This window comes from Ancylomarina euxina (assembly GCF_003863355.1).
Classification (GTDB): domain Bacteria; phylum Bacteroidota; class Bacteroidia; order Bacteroidales; family Marinifilaceae; genus Ancylomarina; species Ancylomarina euxinus.
Genome location: NZ_QQWG01000002.1, coordinates 169,754 through 188,461 on the forward strand (window position 1 = coordinate 169,754; position 18,708 = coordinate 188,461).

Sequence of the window (18,708 nt, forward strand, 5' to 3'; positions counted from 1 at the left end):
TTGGCCTAAAAGCAATCTCCTATTTATATGTCTTGATATTTGTCTATTTTTTATTTTAGGTATTCAAGTATAAATCCATACATGTCTGCCTTCTGTCTGTATCTTTCGATGTGATTAATGGGACCATTATGGCCAGCGGACTTTTCAACTCTTAAAAGGATAGGATTGATTTGTGCAGTTCTGTTTTGTAATCGTGCAACAAATTTGTACGAATGGAAAGGAGGAACTCGATCGTCATTTTCTGATGTCATCACCAACATGCAAGGATAATTCACATCTTCTTTAATATTATGAAGAGGAGAATAACTTAATAAATTTACGAAAGCTGTCGAGTCATTTACTGTGCCGTATTCATCGTGATGCATAACGCCAACAGTAAATTGTTCGAATCTAATCATATCCATTACGCCAACAACCGGCACAACGGCTGCGTATAGGTCGGGGCGTTGAATTGCTGCAGCTGCAACCACCAATCCTCCATTTGAAGCACCTGTTGCTGCTAATTTCTTTGGATTAGTATATCCTTCTTTTATTAAATATTCGGCAGCTGCATTAAAATCATCAAAAGAATTTTGTTTATGAAGTTTTCTTCCAGATAAAACCCAATGTTTTCCCAAATCACCACCTCCTCTAATATTGGCATATGCAAAAACACCCCCTTGCTCAAGAAAATAAACCAAGCCAGGATCAAATGATGGTGATGTTACTGATCCAAATCCACCATAAGCTTTAAGAAGTGTTGGGTTATTCCCATCAAGTTTAATACCTTTTTTGTAAACGATATTCATCGGAACCTCTATGCCATCTTTTGATAAATAAGTAACCGATTTAGTTTCATGATTTTTGAAGTTATAGGTGATTTGAACATCTTCACCTGACTTGCGTTTGAATGTTTTAGTGTTGAATTCGTAAGAAAGTTGTGGTATGGTATATGAACTGATTCGGAACAAGAGATTATCATCATCTTTCTCACCATAAAAACCATTGGCTGAATGACCTGCAGGCATTTCCAAAGCATATAGTTCTTTCCCCTGAAAATCAAAAATCTTAAGAATGGGGTGTTGATTGCTCTGGTAGATACAAATAATTCTATCTGATTTTATTCTGGTTGATAAAATTATTCCATATGGATACTCCGGTATGATTTCTCGCCATTGAAGAGGATGAGCCGGATCTATTTCTACAATACTACCATTATTGTTTTTAAGGGTATTTTTAATAATCAATTTACCATTGTGACTGTCTAGCAACCCAAAGCCCGATTTTTGTTTCATCAGAAGAGGACGTAAATAAGGCTGCTTTGCAAAATAGTCTATATAGAAGTAATTAAAATGATACTTGGTTTCTTCTCTCAGTAACAGAAATTGTTCATCTGAACTGACATAATAGCTAAACTGAATAGTTGGATCTTTTCTCTTAAAAATCAATTGATCCTGACTTTGTTCATCGCCCAGTTTGTGGTAATAAATTTCTTCGCCAATAGTTTCGTTAAATTCGCCATGGTTGGGATAGCGCGAATAGAAGAAACCTTTGCCTTTCCACTCGATTGATGAAAATTTAATGCCAGATAAATGATCTTTCAATTTATTGCCTGAAGGTAGTTTTACCACATTAATTTCACACCAATCACTACCGTTTCTATTGAATTGATAAGCTAGATATTCAGAGTCTTTTGATAAGGAAAATCCGCGAATGTTTACCTTATCTTTTGATGAGATAAAATTTGGATCTACAAGGCAGGATTCATGACCGTTGATCGTTTCCTGAAGATATAATCCTGGTGTTGCATGATTGTTGCGACGTGCGTAGAAAAAATAATACTTGCCTCGTTTTTGAACATTTTCGCTTAAAACAGTGCCGTATTTTTCAATCATATTTAGACTATTGTTCTTAATAGATGCTTTTTTCGTATATTTTCGTGTAAGTCTATTCTGATATTCAATCCATTGCTTAACACGATCTGTTCTCACATCTTCCAGCCATCTGTAATCATCATGAATGATATAGTTATGGAAAAATGTATCAATTACTTTGTGTCTTGGAGATTCAGGATATTCAATTTGTTGAGCGTTTAATATTGTAAATAGGAATACAATGTGAAATGTAAGAATTAGTTTTTTCATGTTTATATTAAAGGAAATGTAAATTATTGATCATCATTCATTATTTAACAGAAAGTAAAGTTAAGTAATTATATTGTGAAAATAACTTTATGTATAGTTCGATAGGATTTCAAGATCAGATTTTTTTTAATTTTAAATTAGTTTACTTTTATGCTTTATTTTGTATTCTACATTTATTTCAATACTTACAGTTCGATATGCTAAAGTTTCTCTTTTCTATATTATTCATTCAGTTTATTCTTTGTGAGACTTCAATTGCCCAGACAGACTGGTCTAAGCAGCTGGATCATTATATCTCGAAACGCGATGAGATAGATGCAGCTAAGAAGGAAACTATTAAAAACCTTTTGAAGGATTTACGATTTACCAGGGAAGAAAAAAATAGAGACAAGGAATTCTCAGCTTTAATGAAATCAGTAAAGGCTTACGAGTATTTTGTTTACGATTCAGCATTCAAATATGCACAAGCTGCTAATCTTTTGGCTTATCGTTTAAAAGATGAGTCGAAAATTGCAGAATCCAAGTCGAAGCTTAGCCTGATTATGCTTTTAAAAGGTTTGTATACTTCGTCAATTGATACATTAAATACGGTTGAATATCAATATTTGTCGAAAGATAAAAGGAAGGAGTTCTACAGCACTGCCTATCGGGCTTATTACGATTTATCGGGTTATTCACGAGACAAACATTATAGTGAGGCTTATAAAAAATTGGGGCATTATTACAGTCGAAAATTGATTGACGAATTCCCCAAACCCTCTTTTGAGAAAGTCTTAGGAATGGCACTTCAGGAGATGGTTAGTGGAGAACTCTCAAAAGCTGAAAATCATTATTTCGATCTCTTGAATAACTTTAAATTGAATGATCATGAGACGGCTATTGTCACTTCAGGTTTGGGTTTTATTTATTCGGACAAGAATGAAAGCGAAAAGGCTAAGGAATTTCTGATGAGAGCTAGTATTGGCGACATTAAAGCGGGAATTAAGGAAACAACCGCTTGTCGATCCTTAGCTGAACTTTTCTATAGAGAAGGCGATATTGATAAGGCATATCAGTACATCCTTTTGGCCAAAGCCGATGCTGACTTTTATGGTTCAGAGCAGCGTAAATTTGAAATTTCATATACGCTACCATTAATTGAATCGGCTCGTTTCCAAAAAGAGAATAAACAGAAGAAAATGATTGGTTTGATCAGCCTTTTGGTATTGACATTCTCATTGATAATCCTTCGCCAATTGCAAAAGCTGAGACAAGCACGAAAGGAAATTGTAAATAGTAATGAGAATTTAACTTGTGTAAATGAATTGCTTCGTGAGGCTAGTCGTATTAAAGAAGAATATATTGGTTATTATTTCAACTTTAGTTCGCAATACATCGATAAGCTTGAAGATTTTAAGAAAAGTATTTCCCGACAGTTGATGACCAAATCCTATGATAATATTGAACAGGAGTTAAAGAAATACAATCCCAGGAATGAGCGTCAACGCCTTTTTGAGGACTTTGATCGGATTTTCCTAAAACTCTTTCCAGATTTTGTAAAGCGATTCAATCAGCTTTTTGATGAAAAGGATCGCATCGTTTTAAAAGACGATTTATCTCTGAATACCGACCTCCGAATTTTTGCTTTAATTCGAATTGGAGTGACTGACAGTGAGAAAATCGCCGGCATTCTCAATCTTTCGGTCAATACCATTTATACTTACAAAACTAAGATCAGGAATCGTTCCATCTACCCCAACGAAGCCTTTGATTTAAAGGTGATGGCGATAAAGTCGGTTTAACGATATTCGTCAGCCCCTAGTACCTAATAAGGGCTTGATCGTTTGTGTAAAGCTCAGAAAGCTCTAAGTAAAGTAATTATAATTTTATAATGCCACCAAATAGCTTTATGTGGAGTAATTATAATTTTATAACGCCGTCAATCACTCCTAGTTGAAGGCCTGGAGGTTTATCCAAGACAATGTTCATAACTTCGTGTAGGGGTGAAAAAAAACAATAACACAAGTCCGAGGAGGTGAACAAAGCATGCAAATTAATCTATTCCGTAATTGTTTTTAGAAGTGGAATTTCTGCAGATATGTTTGTTTTATGATATAAATCCTATTGGTAGCCTTTAGATCTTATCTATATTTTAATGCATTTAAGTCTTGTTTAACTCGTCGTATATTAATGGTTTAGGTTTTTGTTTTGTCTTTATTCGTCTATATATTGCTTTATATTTTAGTTATTGGAAATTGAATGCTCTTATTTTGATTATCGAAAACAGTCAAAAACAAATTATAAAATCATGAACATTAAAAGACTTTTATTTGGCTTGCTCATCCTGACAATGGCTATGGTTTCTTGTAATGGCAATATGCAAAAACAAGAACTTAAATCACCTGATGGTAAAATTGCCATTTCAATTAATCTTGAGACTGGTCAGCCAACTTATCAAGTTAACTTCAATGGGAAATCAGTTATTGATCCTTCAACATTGGGTTTCGATTTTACCAATATGCCAGCCATCAAGTCGGGCTGGGAAATTGTATCAGTAAAACACACCAGTAGTAAGTCTACATGGGAAATGCCTTGGGGCGAAAAGCGCATGGTTGAAGATCACTTTAATCAACTTATTGTGTTTTTAGTAGAGAAAGAAGCACCCAACAGAAAAATGAATCTGGAGTTAAAAGCTTATAATGATGGGGTGGGGTTCAGATACGAATTCCCTGAGCAAGATGCTATGAAAGAGGTATTGATTGCTGAAGAGAATACAGAGTTTAAGTTAACTGGCGACCATAAGGTCTGGTGGATTCCTGGAGACTGGGATATCTATGAACATCTTTATCATACGACCAAGTTCTCAGAGATTGATGCGACTAAATTGCGTGGTCATGCGAGTTTGGCACAAACATCAATACCTAATAATGCAGTGAACACACCGGTGAGTATGAAAACGGCTGAGGGAATCTATTTGAGTTTTCATGAAGCTAACCTGACGGATTATTCAGGAATGACACTGAAAGTTGATACTTCGAATATGAAGATGGTTTCTACTTTGGTAGGATCAGAAAGAACGGATTATAAGGTTAAGCGTAGTTTACCATTTCACACGCCTTGGAGAACCATTCAAATTGCTGAGAAAGCAGGTGATTTAATCCAATCAGACTTAATTGTAAATTTGAACGAACCGAACAAGATTGGAGATGTATCGTATTTCACCCCGATGAAGTATGTGGGTATATGGTGGGATATGCACTTGGGAACCAAGACCTGGGATAAAGCCAGTGGAAGACATGGAGCTACTACTGAATATGCCAAGGAATTGATCGATTTTGCATCAGAAAATAATATCGGTGGTCTTTTGGTTGAAGGCTGGAACACAGGTTGGGAACACTGGATTGGTTTTGAAGATCGAGAAGGCGTTTTTGATTTTGTGACTTCGTATGATGATTACGATCTACCTGAAGTGGTACGCTATGGTAAAGAAAAAGGAGTAGAGTTGATTATGCACCATGAGACTTCTGCTGCACCTCGCACATACGATCAACAATTGGATACGGCTTATCATTTGATGAATTCATTGGGTATCCATTCTGTTAAGACGGGTTATGTGGGCAAACTAATTCCTAAAGGGGAATATCACCATGGACAGTGGATGGTGAATCATTACCGTCGTGCTTTGGAAATGGGAGCGAAGTATAAGGTGGCTGTGAATGCTCACGAACCAATTAAAGCAACGGGTTTACGCAGAACTTACCCCAATGCTATTGCTCGTGAAGGTTTGCGTGGACAGGAGTTTAACGCTTGGTCAAGTGATGGAGGTAATCCTGCAGAACACCTGCCAATTGTGGCTTTCACTCGTATGTTAGCAGGACCTATCGATTATACGCCGGGTATTTTCAATATTAAATTGAAGCCTTATAAAGAGAATAACCAGGTGAATACGACTTTGGCGCATCAGTTAGCTCTATATGTTGTATTAAATAGCCCAATTCAGATGGTACCAGATTTAATTGAGAATTATAAAGGACATCCAGCTTTTCAGTTTATCCGCGATGTTGTGGTTAACTGGGAACAATCTAAAGTACTTAATGGTGAAATTGGTGACTTTGTGACCATTGCTCGACAAGACAGAGCTTCAAACAACTGGTTTGTGGGTGCCATTAGCGATGAAAATGCCAGGGATATGAGCATTAATTTGGATTTCCTTCCAGCAGGGAAAAAGTATCAAGCTGTTCTTTATTTGGATGGTGACAAAGCACATTGGGATAAAAACCCTACCGATTATAAGATTGAAAAGCTAATTGTAGACGCTAAGTCAACACTTGACTTACATCTTGCTGCAGGTGGTGGTGCAGCAATCTCTTTGATTGAAGTGAAATAATATGATGATACGAGAATGTGTTGATGTGATGATTTACTGATCCCATTCACAACTATTGTCAATATTAAGATTCTAAAGATCTCGTTCGATCCGATAACTATCGGATTTAATCCCAACTGTATGTCATGTGCAGTTGGGATTTTTTGTTGCAGGTTGATACATAAAAAAAAGTCCCTCGATAATTGAGGGACTTTATATATCAATTGATAAGCTCTAAGATGAATGCATAAATCTCAGATCTAAAATCTCAAATCTTTTTTTAGCTGTATAATTCTTTCAAACGATTCGCCATGCTTTCAGCAATTTCTTCACACTGGTTGTAATCCTTGTTAGCAGGAGCACAAAGTGCTTCAGCAGGTTCTGCAACAACTTCCCACTTAATTGCTTCGGCAAATTTACTTAGTGTACGAACACCACCGCCACCCCAGGCTTTCGATCCGAAAATACCTAGAATATGGTTCTTAACAGCCATATTCTGTAGCTCGTGAATAAGTGTTTCCATAGCTGGGAATAATCCACCATTGTAGGCACAAGATCCTAAAATGACACCACGGAAACGGAAGATATCGTTGATGATATATGAAGGATGTGTTTTAGAAGCATCATGAATTCTGATCTTCTTAATACCACGCTTAACCAATTGGCGAGCAATATTGTCAGCCATCTTTTCAGTATTACCATACATCGAAGAGAATACAATCACAACCCCTTCGTCAGTTTCGTACTTACTCCATTTGTCGTATTTAGCAATGATTTCAGCAATATGTGTTCTCCAGATAGGACCGTGAGTTGCACAGATCATTTTAATATCTAAACCACCTAATTTCTTAAGTGCCTGCTGTGTTGGGCTACCGTATTTTCCTACGATATTCGAGTAGTAACGGCTGATTTCTTCTTCAAGATAATCAAGATCCAACTCATCGTCGAAAATACTACCATCTAAAGTACCAAAAGCACCAAAAGCATCACCAGAGAAAAGAATTCCTTTTGTTGATTCAAAAGTGACCATAGTCTCAGGCCAGTGCAACATTGGAACCATTGCAAAGTTTAGCTTGTGCTCACCTAAATCAATAGAATCACCTTCTTTAACTTCTAATAGATTTTCTGAGATACCATAAAAACCTTTCAACATTGGGAAAGTCTTCTTGTTACCAACAATCTGCATATTTGGGTAACGCTCCGTTAATGAACGAATAGATCCTGAATGATCAGGCTCCATATGGTTCACAATTAGGTAATCTGCCTGACGACCATCTAATACCGCTTCGATATTATCAAGGTACTCATCCATAGCCCCTTTTTCAACGGTATCAACAATTGCTATTTTTTCGTCAACAATAACATACGAATTGTATGCGACTCCCTTAGGAATAGGCCAATAATTTTCGAAAAGATGAGTTCTTCTGTCATTACATCCTACCCAATAAATTTTATCGCTAATGTTAACTCTGTTGTGCATGCTTAAAGATTTATATGTTTTGAATATTGTTTTCGTTTCTCAGTTGAAATTGGGCATGAATGAGGTGATTATAAGACCTCTTAAGTCATGCTTGCTTTCGAGCACAAAAGTAATATTATTTTTTTTTCTTAAAAGGATAAAAATGTCTTTTATCAAGAATGGAATGAAGGATGGTTAGTGTAAAGTGTTGATAATTAGTGTGTGTTTGTTGCTTGCTCTTATTTATAAGCTTAATGAATAAGTTTACTGCTGCATTAAGCGCATTAGGTCTTGTCTATTTAGGATTTTAATTTCACGACGATTCACTTCTATCATGCCTTCTTGTTCCATTTCTTTTAGACTTCGAGCAAAGGATGGGCGAGTCACGCCAAAGAACTGTGCCATCTCTGCCTGAGATTTTGGAAGTTCTATTTTTTCTTTATCTGGAGCTGCTTGTTTTAATATGAAGTTCGCAAGCTTTCCTTTAATGGTCTTAAAACTTAAAAAGAGAAGTTTCTGAGCTAAGAATTGAGAGCGATTTGATATGGAATTAAGATAGTTAACCAAGAAAACCTTGTTGTCCTGAAAAAGCTCAATCACTGCTTGTTTATCAAGGAAAAATATTTCTACATCAGCATTGGCAGTAACATTCACCGGAAACTGATTTTTCTGTCCAAAAAGAAAAGCTGAAGCAATAGGGTAGGGCGCCATAATATCTTCAATCTTAATTGTTTTTCCTGAAGGATCGAGCATCTCACCTTTTACACTTCCTTTAAGAACAATCATTAAGTTTTCGCAACGATCTTCACGAAAAGCTACCATATCTCCCTTTTGATATTTTCGTATACGGTATTGAATCTTTTCGATAATAAGATCCATTTCGTCGGCAGTTATGCCCCTAAAAACGGGTGATTGTATGAGTTGTTGACTTAGCATTTTCTATTTTATAAATTCAAGACTAAGATATCTTTATTTTTTTATTTGTAAGCTTGATGGAATGAAAAAAGCGACTCATTTTAAATGAATCGCTTTAGATATCTTGTTTCGAGTAGAATTCTAGTTAGAATACTGATCAATAATCATCTTAATTGCTCTTTGGCAAGCCGGGCAGAATTCGTCGTGACGTGTAAACATGATACAGTTTGCTGCACTACGATATAAACCCTTCGACTTATACTGAGCTCCCTCAAAAGCACCAACTTTACCACTGTGCTTCATATTAGCTAATAGTTTATCATCCCAGGTTCTTTTCTTGATAAAGAATTCTTCCATAACTTTTTCGTCAACTTTAGCTTTACGCATTTCTACACGTTTTTTCTGAATAGCTATACTGTGCTCGTCATATTTCTCTTTTTCCCAAGGTGTAGGAATTGGCGTGCCAGGTGTTACAATATCTTTCCACTTGATGGTTTCAGGATCAGTATTAGCCGTTACATTTAACTCCCAGGGTTCCATATGCTCAGCATCCATTTCGTAGGCAGTTGCCGATGTATAATATTCATCAGCCAAGTCAGCAAAGTGATGACCAAATTCGTGTACAAATAAATATTCCTGGAAAGCATTATTAACGGCTGCAGTTATATATAAGTTATAAATACCGCCACCGCCATAAATGGAATCATTCATTAGAATGGCTGTAAATTCGTAAGGAACGGCAGCTGCAGCATTGCGAATGGTTTTGTTATCGTATCCTAAAGCATATCGTTCAGAATCAAAAGCACCATAAGTTACTGAAAGGGCAGAACGCGTATGAATATCCTGATGAGGATGGTTAACACCTGAATCTGGAGACGGTGTTTCTACCGCTCTGATTGAGAATTTGTCTTTAAAAGAAGCGTATGGTTCAGTGTTTAAAAGAACCTCTGCAAAACGCTGAGCATCTTTCTTGAATTTAGCCATATCTTTCTTGGCATAACCTTCACCCAATACCACAATGTCGACTTGCTTTTCAGGTTTCCCATTCACAACAATATCAATTGTATTGTAATGATTTGTTACAGGATTGGTAAATGCACGATGATGTTTAGGATTTACCTTATAAGTCCAAACTGGATCGAAACCATTTTTGATGTTTCTTTTTAAGATGGTAACATTTACTTCACTCTTGGGCCATGGAAAACGTAGCGACTCGTGAAAGCTTCCCCACTCAGTATCCGCTTCAGGGGTTGTTTCCCACTCCCCATAAATACTTGCAAAACCACGAGAGTAAAGCAATTTCCCTGACTTAGGATCTTTTACTTCGAAAAAATATTTTCCTAATTTCAATTCATCAATCAATACAGTCTTACTTCCTGCCCATTCACCATCATTTACCATTTGATCGAAAGCAAAATGTTCTTCTTCTGAGTTGCCAACATGATTGTAATCCAATCGCATGGTAGCAGAAGTAAAATAATCTGCATATTGTGCCTGAGCAAAAGTGGAAAAGCCCACTAGGATTAAGGCAAATACAAAAATCTTTTTCATAGTATTAGTGTTTAGCTTGTTTTTCTTTAAGCTCACAAGATAAGGAATATCTCCTTTAGGAAAGATGCTTAATGTCATAAACCCATTTGTCACAATTTTCATGGTATTATGAATTTGCTGAGTTAAAATATAGATATTCTTATAAATTATGATGGATATTTTTGAGGATATTTTAATTTTGTCGAATATTGGATTGACTCGTATAAATTATCATACTTTTATATGAAATTGATCTGATACTGATCTTTAAATGACTTATTGAAAAAATGAAATACATTTTATTCCCTTTTAAACTGATATACAAAATTTACTTTTTACTTTATTTTGTATTGACTTTAGTGCTATTTTACCCACTATTCAAGTTTTTCCTATCTAAGAAAGAACGCTTCCCGGCTGCTTTTAAAATAATTAGAGTCTATGCCAGAGTCTGGTTATATGGGTCGGGTATTTATTTACGAGTTAAGGGGAAAGAGAATATTCTTAGAGATCAACCCTTTTTAATTTGTTCCAATCATACTTCATTTCTCGATCCAGCACCTTTATATGCGATTTTCGATCAGCATTTTGTTTTTACAGGTAAAAAGGAAATTGAAAAGTGGCCTTTATTCCATATTTTCTATACTTCAGGTATGAATATATTGGTTGATAGACATAACAGATTAGGAGCCTTAAAGAGTTTTAAAGCTATGATGGATGTCGTAAAAGAAGGTCACCCTTTGGTTATTTTACCAGAAGGAACTATTCCAACTCATGCACCAAAATTAGGAGAGTTTAAGTCTGGGGCGGTATCAATTGCGATTCAAATGGGCATTCCAATTTTACCAGTTACTCAAACTACTAATTGGAAAAGACTTCAGCGTGCTAGTTTGTTTAAAGGAAATGCATGTCCAGGTGTTGCTGAGGTTGTCATCCATCCTCCTATATCTACCGAAGGATATATTAAGAAAGATGCAGATGCTTTACAAGAAAAACTTAAGGCAATTATAAATCAGCCTTTACAAGAAAAATATGGCGTATAAAGCAAAGTCATATTTTAGAAATTAAAGAAAATATAAAAGGCTTGCCCTTAAGTGAAAACTTAGGGGCAAGCCTTTTTTATCTTTTAAGGAGATATTTAATCTTGATTAACCTTGATCAGGTGGATGTCAAAAATTAGAGTAGCTCCTCCAGGAATAGGTCCTGTTCCTCTTGATCCGTAAGCCAAATGTGATGGAATTAAAAGTTTGCCTTTACCGCCTTCTTTAAAATAGGGGATGCCTTCTGTCCAGCCTTTAATTACTTTTTGTAAATCAAAAGAAATGCCATCTGATTTACTGCTGTCGAATTCAGAGTCATTTATGAAATAACCTTTGTAGGCAACGGTAACATTTGAACTGGCCGTAGGTTGTGTACCAGTTCCTTCTTCTTCAATGACGTAATATAAACCCGATTCGGTTTTTTGTGCATTGAGATCATTTTCTGCTATATATGTTGTGATCTCGTACTCATTTTTACTTTCATAAAGTGAGTCTATATCATCGAATACTTCTATCAATTTAATATCAAAAATAAGGACGGAACCTGCAGGAATGGAACCATTACTAGAATTTCCATATGCAAGGTGAGCAGGTATTAAAAGCTTACCACTGCCACCTTCTTTAAAATGGCTTATCCCTTCTGCCCATCCCGGAATTACTTGTTGTAAGTAGGTATAAATACCATTTGAATCACTTTCATCAAATACGTCCCCATTTGTAAGATAACCTTTGTATGATGCATTGACGTACGAATCTGGATTTGCTTCTTTACCAGTCCCAGCCTCGTCAATCACATAATACAAACCTGTGCTACTCTTTTTTGCATCTAGCTTATGTGTTTGGACATATTCAATAATATCTTTCTCGTTTTCTTCGATGTAATTTGTTTCTTCGTTTTTGCTACAAGAAGCAAAAAGACAAATTGCTAAAATAAATAGGGTGTATTTCATATCTCATTTTTTTTGTTGCGGTCAAATATAGTAAAAACTACAAGTTTTAAAAGGGTATAGTATCTCACTCTTTATATACATCATCAGGCTTTTAAAAAATACTTTTAAAAAAGATTTTTAAAGATGATGCATCTTTTAAAAATATTTATACTTTTATCACGAAAATTAATCCAAACTAAAAAAAGTCAGATTGAGACCAGAATTCAAATATGAGAAAGAGGTTGCTGGAACAGCAAATGCCAGAAAACGAAAATTGGAGCAATACCGTAAAATTGTTTCCCATGTTTACCAGAATGGAAAAGCCTCTATTGCCGAAATTGTGAAGTATTCAAAAATGAGTCAGCCTTTGGTTGCTGCATTGGTTGATGATTTGATTGGTTTCGGAATCTTACTTGATGATGGTATCGGTGAGTCTATAGGTGGTAGACGACCAAATTTATATTGCATAAATCCAGAATATCAATATGTGATTGGTGTTGATATCAATTTACATACGCTTAATATTGCTCTATTTGATTTAAATAATAAGCTTGTTTGCAGGGAAGAATACAAAAACTGTGAACTGGAAAATTCACCTAAGTATACTGATGATTTAGTTATTAGGGTTAATCAGATGCTCACAAAAATGAATTTAACCGCAGGAAAAATTCTTTCCATGGGCGTTTCAATACCGGGTTTAGTTGATGCTAAAAACGGTATTTCGTTTACGCATTTGTCTTTTACAAAAGAAGGCTTGAGTGCTTATTTGAGTGAGAAACTTGGTTTTTCTGTTGTATTAGATAATGATGCTAGAATGATGGCTTTGGGGGAAAAAGCATTTGGAAAGGCAAAAGGTAAGAAGGATGTTCTGTGTCTCAATCTTAGTAACGGGATAGGTCTTGGTGTCATATTAAATGGGCAGTTATATTGTGGAAAGAATGGTTTTGCAGGTGAATTTGGACACATACTAATTGATCCGGATGGCGACCTCTGTTATTGCGGGAAAATAGGCTGTTTAGAAACTTTAATCTCCGGAACAATTTTGGTCAAAAATATCAGAGAGGCTGTAGATAAAGGACAACCAAGTTTATTAAGCCAATATAAAGAAGAAGGTCATAATATTGATTTAAGAGCAGTGGTAAGTGCTATTATTAACGGTGATCAGTTTGCTATTGATCAGCTGAATAAGATGAGTGAATATTTGGGTAAAGGACTGGTGACTTTAATTCACCTTCTCAATCCGGAAATGATCATCCTGGGAGGACGATTGGCTCATACTGGAAAATATATTGTAGACCCTGTAAATATGGTTCTGAATAAATATGCAATGGAAAGGATTAGTTCTGAAACAGAGGTGGTTTGTTCTGATTTATTGGATGATGCAGCCTTAATGGGAACCCTGTCCAATGTTATGAAAGAAGTTTTAAGAATAAGTTAAGATATAAATAGATAAGTTTTAGAAAGAAGTTATTTGGGGCATTCGAAGAACTAATGAGTGATTGTCTACTGACTTACTTGTGACAGACATATAAAATTTAAAATCATATGAAACCGACATTATTAGTACTTGCAGCAGGAATGGGAAGCCGATATGGTGGATTAAAACAAATTGATCCAATTGGCCCATCTCAAGAAACGATTATTGATTATTCAATTCATGATGCTATTGCAGCAGGATTTGGTAAAATCGTTTTTGTCATAAGAGAAGGATTTGAAAAAGAATTTAAAGAGCTCTTTGATTCAAAACTTGCAGGGAAAATAGAAGTGGGCTATGTGAATCAAGAAATTGAAAAAGTACCAGAAGGTTCATCTTATAATTTAGATAGAGAGAAGCCTTGGGGAACTGGTCATGCAATTTTAATGGCCAAGGAATGCATTAACGAGCCATTTGCAGTTATTAATGCTGACGACTATTATGGTGTAGAGGCATTTATGACTATGGCAGATTTCTTAAAGAACTCGATTTCAGAACAAGAATATGCTATGGTTGGGTACAAGCTTGCCAATACCATTTCCGAAAATGGGTCTGTTTCTCGTGGTGTTTGTTCTACGAATGTAATTGAGCATTTAGAGACAGTTGTTGAACGAATTCATATCGAAAAACTTTCAGAAGGAATTGCTTATAAAGAAGATGATAAATGGATTCCTCTTGCTGGAGACACAACGGTTTCAATGAATTTCTGGGGTTTTAAACCTCAACTTTTTGAGCATTTAGAAGACCAATTTAGAAGCTTTTTAGCAGAAGCTGGACAGGAGTTAAAATCAGAATTTTTTATTCCTTCCGTTGTTGCTAAGATAATTGATGGTGGTAATACAAGTGTTAAAGTGTTAAAGTCAGATGCTCAATGGTTTGGTGTGACTTATCGTGAGGACAAGGAAAAAGCGGCTAAAGCTATTTTAGAACTGGTTGAACAAGGTGTATACCCAGCAAAATTATGGAATTAATTAATGCCTTAACGTAGGTGTTTGCTAAATAGAATGAAATTACCCTAAAGAAGAATTACAATGACTTTAATTAAATCAATATCTGGAATTAGAGGCACAATAGGAGGCAGACCTGGTCAGGCTCTAACACCTATGGATGTAGTAAGTATTGCTGGAGCTTTTGGTATGTGGCTTCAAAAAAGTGGTGCTTCAAAAAAGCTAGTGATTGGTCGTGATGCGAGAATCAGTGGTGAAATGGTAAACCAACTTGTTGTAGGTTCTTTAATTTCAGTTGGGATTGAAGTCATTGATCTTGGCTTAGCAACAACTCCAACTGTGGAAATGGCTGTGACCGACATGAATGCTGGTGGCGGTATTATTATTACAGCGAGCCACAATCCTAAGAACTGGAATGCACTGAAATTATTGAATAGTAAAGGTGAATTTATCTCTGATCAGGATGGAAAGGATTTACTTAAGTTGGTTGAAGATAAAAATTACACCTATAACGAGGTTGATGATCTGGGTTCCTATTCAAAAGACGAAAGTTATTTAGATAAGCATATCCAACACATACTTGATTTGGATTTAGTAGATGCTGATGCTATTGCTGCCTCTGATTTTTCAGTAGCAGTTGATGCTGTAAACTCCGTGGGTGGGATTGCTATTCCTCGCCTTTTAAAAGCTCTGGGTGTTAATAAAGTGACCGAAATCAATTGTGTGCCCGATGGGAATTTTGCTCATAATCCAGAACCACTTCCTGAAAACATCGTGGAGATTAGTGAACTGGTAAAGAAGGAAAAGCTAGATCTGGGAATCATCGTCGATCCTGATGTAGACCGTTTAGCTCTTGTTTGTAATGATGGAACTCCCTTTGGTGAAGAATATACGTTAGTATCTGTTGCTGACTATGTGCTTCAGCATACCAAAGGGGCTTTAGTTGCCAATTTATCATCGACTATGGCTTTACGCGAGATTGCAGAAAAGCATGGCGTTGAATTTTTCGAATCAGCAGTTGGTGAAGTTAATGTGGTGAGAGAAATGAACAAGCAAACTGCTGCCATTGGTGGCGAAGGTAACGGAGGCGTGATATATCCAGAATTGCATAACGGTCGAGATGCTCTTGTTGGTGTAGCTTTATTTCTGACTTACTTGGCTAAGAGTAAGATGACTTCTGCTGAATTGCGAGCGACTTATCCTGATTATAAGATTGAAAAACAGAAAATTGAACTAGAAGGAGTTGCAGACTTAGATAGTATTTTGGAACAAGTTCGTAGAAAATTTATCGATTACCCAAGCAATACGATTGACGGATTAAAAATCACTTTCCCAGAAGGGTGGGTACATATGAGAAAATCGAATACCGAACAAATCATACGAATTTATGCGGAAGCAACAACTGCAAAATATGCAAAGGACTTGGCTGAATGTGTCAAGCAATTAATGGCAGTTACAGCTTAAATGTGTCTTTTTCAGACATAAAGAATATGAAATCGAATTATTAACTTAAATAAACCCATCATTATGACTAACACACACAATGTAAATATTCAATCAAAGAACTTTGTCCTTCCTTTGATTATCGTGGGAGTGATGTTCTTTGCAATTGGTTTTGCATTAGGTATCAACTCTTATATTATCCCACTGCTAAATACAGCTTTGGATATTTCTTCAGGTGAATCTTATTTAGTGATAGCGGCGACTTTTTCAGCCTTTCTGATTTTTGGCTATCCAGCTTCATTAGTGATTGGCAAAATAGGATATAAACGAACAATGGCTTTGTCTTTCCTGATGTTTGCTCTTGGTTTTTATTTATTTATCCCATCGGCGCAAATGGAGAGTTTACCTCTTTTCTTAGTGGCTTCGTTTATTAGTGGTATGGGAAATACCTTTTTGCAGGCTTCAGTGAATCCATATATTACCATATTAGGACCCATGGAGAGTGCGGCAAAGCGTATGAGTTATATGGGTATTGCGAATAAATTAGCCTGGCCAATTGCTCCCTTATTTTTAGCCTTGATCATAGGTAAAGATGTAGAGAATGTTTCACTTACTGATATCAACATACCTTTTTACATTATAATCGGCGTATTTGTTCTTTTAGGTGTATTGGCACTTCTTGCAAAACTTCCTGAGGTAAAAGCTGTTGGTGAAGATGAAGATTCTGATGATGTCTGTTTATATGCAGAAAGCAAAACGTCTATTTGGCAGTTCCCACACTTATTGTTAGGTGTACTTGCACTTTTCTTATATGTTGGTGTTGAAACGGTATCCTTAGGAACTCTTGTTGATTATGCAACCAGTTTGGGTTTAGCTAATGCTGAATATTATGCATGGATTGCTCCAATAGGCATGGTTCTGGGCTATATCTGTGGAGCTGCTTTGATACCTAAGTATCTAGGTCAGGCTACAGCCTTGAGAATTTGTGCTGTTACAGCTTTGTTTGGATCACTAATGGTTGTTTTCTCTCCTGAAGAATACTCTATTTACTTTATTGCATTCATGGCCTTAGGTTGTTCGTTAATGTGGCCAGCATTGTGGCCTTTAGCAATGACTGACTTAGGTAAGTTTACCAAGACAGGATCATCTTTAATGGTTATAGCCATTGTAGGTGGGGCTTTAATTCCAACCGTTTATGGTTTTATGAAAGATGTTATTGGAGCACAAGACGCCTATTGGATCTGTGTTCCTTGTTTCCTTTATATTCTTTATTACGGATTGAAAGGACATAAAATCAGAACAAAATAAAATATGATCATTGAGATATGTTCAATTTTGTTGAGCATACTCTTATTTACAGATAGATTATGACTAATAAATTAACATCTATAGCTTCGAAATTTTCGATTGAAGGAAATATCGTAGAAATTAAACCTCTTGGCGAAGGTTTTATTAATGACACTTATATTGTTAAAACTGATAGTGAAAGCAATTATTTGTTTCAACGTAAAAACAAAAATATTTTTCAGGATGTACCATCAATGATGGATAATATCCTTAAGGTATGTAATCATATTAAAGCCAAAGTGAATGCTAATGGTGGTGATGTGAATCGCGAAGCAATGACTTTGACTTCAACTCACGAAGGTGCTTTATACTTTAAAGATGAGGATGGCGAATATTGGGCAATGTGTCTTTTTATTAAAGATAGTGTGAGTTATGAATCTGCTGATACCCCTGAGTTGTCATATGCTGGTGGTAAAGGTATTGGTAAATTTCAGTCGATGTTAGCTGATATGAAAGAACCCTTGGTTGATATCCTTCCAGGTTTTCACAATATCCGATTCCGTTTTTCTCAGTGGGATGAGATCTTGAAAAATGACCCAGTAGGTCGTAAGAAAGATTTAAGTACGGAGATTGCCTGGGTTGAGGATAGAAGAGAAGAAATGCTCGAATTCTGGAAATTGGTAGAGAATGGTACCATTCCAACCCGAGTAACTCATAACGATACGAAAATCAATAATATTTTATTTGATAAGAAGGGTGATGTCTTGTGTGTTATCGATTTAGATACGGTATTGAATAGTACTGTATTGAATGATTTCGGTGATGCCATGCGTTCTTATACCAATACAGGCTTGGAAGATGATGAAAATCTGGATAATGTGAATATGGATATGGAAATTTTCAAGGCTTATACCAAAGGTTACCTTGAAGAAACCATTTCATTTTTATCTACTTCAGAGTTGGAATACCTGGCATTTTCAGCTAAGTATATTACCTATGAACAGGTCCTTCGATTCTTAATGGATTATATAGATGGTGATAAATACTATAAAGTCAAATCATCAGAGCATAACTTAATACGTACTCAAGCGCAATACAAGTTGTTGACAAGTATGGAAGATCAGTTTGAAGAGATGACAAAATTTGTTGAACAACACAGTAAGCAATTAAGTCTTTAGTTTTTATTGTTATAGCTGTCTGTTTCGAAATATTGGGACAG

The 18,708-nt window shown here is 35.8% G+C and carries 13 protein-coding genes; 8 read left to right on the forward strand and 5 right to left on the reverse strand.

The features are described from left to right. Window positions 1-50: 50 nt before the first annotated feature. Window positions 51-2,123: a prolyl oligopeptidase family serine peptidase gene (locus DWB61_RS02905; protein WP_125029394.1), complete on the reverse strand. Its 2,073-nt coding sequence runs from the start codon at window positions 2,121-2,123 to the stop codon at window positions 51-53. A gap of 197 nt (window positions 2,124-2,320) precedes the next feature. Between DWB61_RS02905 and DWB61_RS02910 the strand changes: the two genes are divergently transcribed. Together DWB61_RS02910 and DWB61_RS02915 are read left to right on the forward strand one after the other, a co-directional pair. Next, the gene (locus DWB61_RS02910) at window positions 2,321-3,904 is read left to right on the forward strand and encodes a DUF6377 domain-containing protein (protein ID WP_125029395.1); all 1,584 of its coding nucleotides are present in this window, start codon (window positions 2,321-2,323) and stop codon (window positions 3,902-3,904) included. 506 nt (window positions 3,905-4,410) lie between these two features. After that, the gene (locus DWB61_RS02915; RefSeq protein WP_125029396.1) at window positions 4,411-6,489 is read left to right on the forward strand and encodes a glycoside hydrolase family 97 protein; all 2,079 of its coding nucleotides are present in this window, start codon (window positions 4,411-4,413) and stop codon (window positions 6,487-6,489) included. A gap of 259 nt (window positions 6,490-6,748) precedes the next feature. On the opposite strand, the gene DWB61_RS02920 is transcribed toward DWB61_RS02915, so the two are convergent. The 3 genes from DWB61_RS02920 to DWB61_RS02930 form a co-directional block, all read right to left on the reverse strand. Continuing rightward, a complete protein-coding gene (locus DWB61_RS02920; RefSeq protein ID WP_125029397.1) occupies window positions 6,749-7,948 on the reverse strand; it encodes an FprA family A-type flavoprotein in 1,200 nt (399 codons plus the stop codon). A gap of 243 nt (window positions 7,949-8,191) precedes the next feature. After that, window positions 8,192-8,863: a Crp/Fnr family transcriptional regulator gene (locus tag DWB61_RS02925; RefSeq protein WP_125029398.1), complete on the reverse strand. Its 672-nt coding sequence runs from the start codon at window positions 8,861-8,863 to the stop codon at window positions 8,192-8,194. A 120-nt stretch (window positions 8,864-8,983) separates the two neighbouring features. Next, window positions 8,984-10,393, reverse strand: coding sequence for a M64 family metallopeptidase (locus tag DWB61_RS02930; RefSeq protein ID WP_158614355.1), 1,410 nt, complete (start codon window positions 10,391-10,393; stop codon window positions 8,984-8,986). 266 nt (window positions 10,394-10,659) lie between these two features. Between DWB61_RS02930 and DWB61_RS02935 the strand changes: the two genes are divergently transcribed. Further along, window positions 10,660-11,412 carry a lysophospholipid acyltransferase family protein gene (locus DWB61_RS02935; RefSeq protein ID WP_125029400.1) on the forward strand — a complete coding sequence of 251 codons (753 nt, stop codon included), beginning with the start codon at window positions 10,660-10,662 and terminating at the stop codon, window positions 11,410-11,412. Between the two features lie 95 nt (window positions 11,413-11,507). On the opposite strand, the gene DWB61_RS02940 is transcribed toward DWB61_RS02935, so the two are convergent. Further along, window positions 11,508-12,359, reverse strand: a complete 852-nt coding sequence (locus tag DWB61_RS02940; protein ID WP_125029401.1) for an FKBP-type peptidyl-prolyl cis-trans isomerase — start codon at window positions 12,357-12,359, stop codon at window positions 11,508-11,510. 190 nt (window positions 12,360-12,549) lie between these two features. On the opposite strand from DWB61_RS02940, the gene DWB61_RS02945 reads away from it, so the two are divergent. The 5 genes from DWB61_RS02945 to DWB61_RS02965 all read left to right on the forward strand — a co-directional run bounded on the left by DWB61_RS02945 (window position 12,550) and on the right by DWB61_RS02965 (window position 18,667). Then, the gene (locus tag DWB61_RS02945; RefSeq protein WP_125029402.1) at window positions 12,550-13,776 is read left to right on the forward strand and encodes an ROK family protein; all 1,227 of its coding nucleotides are present in this window, start codon (window positions 12,550-12,552) and stop codon (window positions 13,774-13,776) included. A gap of 107 nt (window positions 13,777-13,883) precedes the next feature. Next, on the forward strand, window positions 13,884-14,783 hold the full coding sequence (locus DWB61_RS02950) for a nucleotidyltransferase family protein (protein ID WP_125029403.1): 900 nt from the start codon (window positions 13,884-13,886) through the stop codon (window positions 14,781-14,783). A 60-nt stretch (window positions 14,784-14,843) separates the two neighbouring features. Beyond that, window positions 14,844-16,223 carry a phosphoglucosamine mutase gene (gene glmM, locus DWB61_RS02955; protein WP_125029404.1) on the forward strand — a complete coding sequence of 460 codons (1,380 nt, stop codon included), beginning with the start codon at window positions 14,844-14,846 and terminating at the stop codon, window positions 16,221-16,223. Between the two features lie 63 nt (window positions 16,224-16,286). Continuing rightward, window positions 16,287-17,510, forward strand: coding sequence for a glucose/galactose MFS transporter (gene gluP / locus DWB61_RS02960; RefSeq protein ID WP_197091155.1), 1,224 nt, complete (start codon window positions 16,287-16,289; stop codon window positions 17,508-17,510). Between the two features lie 59 nt (window positions 17,511-17,569). Continuing rightward, entirely contained in the window at window positions 17,570-18,667 is a 1,098-nt protein-coding gene (locus DWB61_RS02965) for a phosphotransferase enzyme family protein (RefSeq protein WP_125029405.1), read from the forward strand. The last annotated feature ends 41 nt before the right edge of the window (window positions 18,668-18,708 follow it).

Bases quoted from the DNA above. Each gene is read 5' to 3' on its own strand.
- gluP (WP_197091155.1), top strand. From the start codon at position 16,287: ATGACTAACACACACAATGTAAATATTCAATCAAAGAACTTTGTCCTT.
- DWB61_RS02910 (WP_125029395.1), top strand. From the start codon at position 2,321: ATGCTAAAGTTTCTCTTTTCTATATTATTCATTCAGTTTATTCTTTGT.
- glmM (WP_125029404.1), top strand. From the start codon at position 14,844: ATGACTTTAATTAAATCAATATCTGGAATTAGAGGCACAATAGGAGGC.
- DWB61_RS02930 (WP_158614355.1), bottom strand. From the start codon at position 10,393: ATGAAAAAGATTTTTGTATTTGCCTTAATCCTAGTGGGCTTTTCCACT.
- DWB61_RS02965 (WP_125029405.1), top strand. From the start codon at position 17,570: ATGACTAATAAATTAACATCTATAGCTTCGAAATTTTCGATTGAAGGA.
- DWB61_RS02925 (WP_125029398.1), bottom strand. From the start codon at position 8,863: ATGCTAAGTCAACAACTCATACAATCACCCGTTTTTAGGGGCATAACT.
- DWB61_RS02920 (WP_125029397.1), bottom strand. From the start codon at position 7,948: ATGCACAACAGAGTTAACATTAGCGATAAAATTTATTGGGTAGGATGT.
- DWB61_RS02905 (WP_125029394.1), bottom strand. From the start codon at position 2,123: ATGAAAAAACTAATTCTTACATTTCACATTGTATTCCTATTTACAATA.
- DWB61_RS02915 (WP_125029396.1), top strand. From the start codon at position 4,411: ATGAACATTAAAAGACTTTTATTTGGCTTGCTCATCCTGACAATGGCT.
- DWB61_RS02935 (WP_125029400.1), top strand. From the start codon at position 10,660: ATGAAATACATTTTATTCCCTTTTAAACTGATATACAAAATTTACTTT.
- DWB61_RS02940 (WP_125029401.1), bottom strand. From the start codon at position 12,359: ATGAAATACACCCTATTTATTTTAGCAATTTGTCTTTTTGCTTCTTGT.
- DWB61_RS02950 (WP_125029403.1), top strand. From the start codon at position 13,884: ATGAAACCGACATTATTAGTACTTGCAGCAGGAATGGGAAGCCGATAT.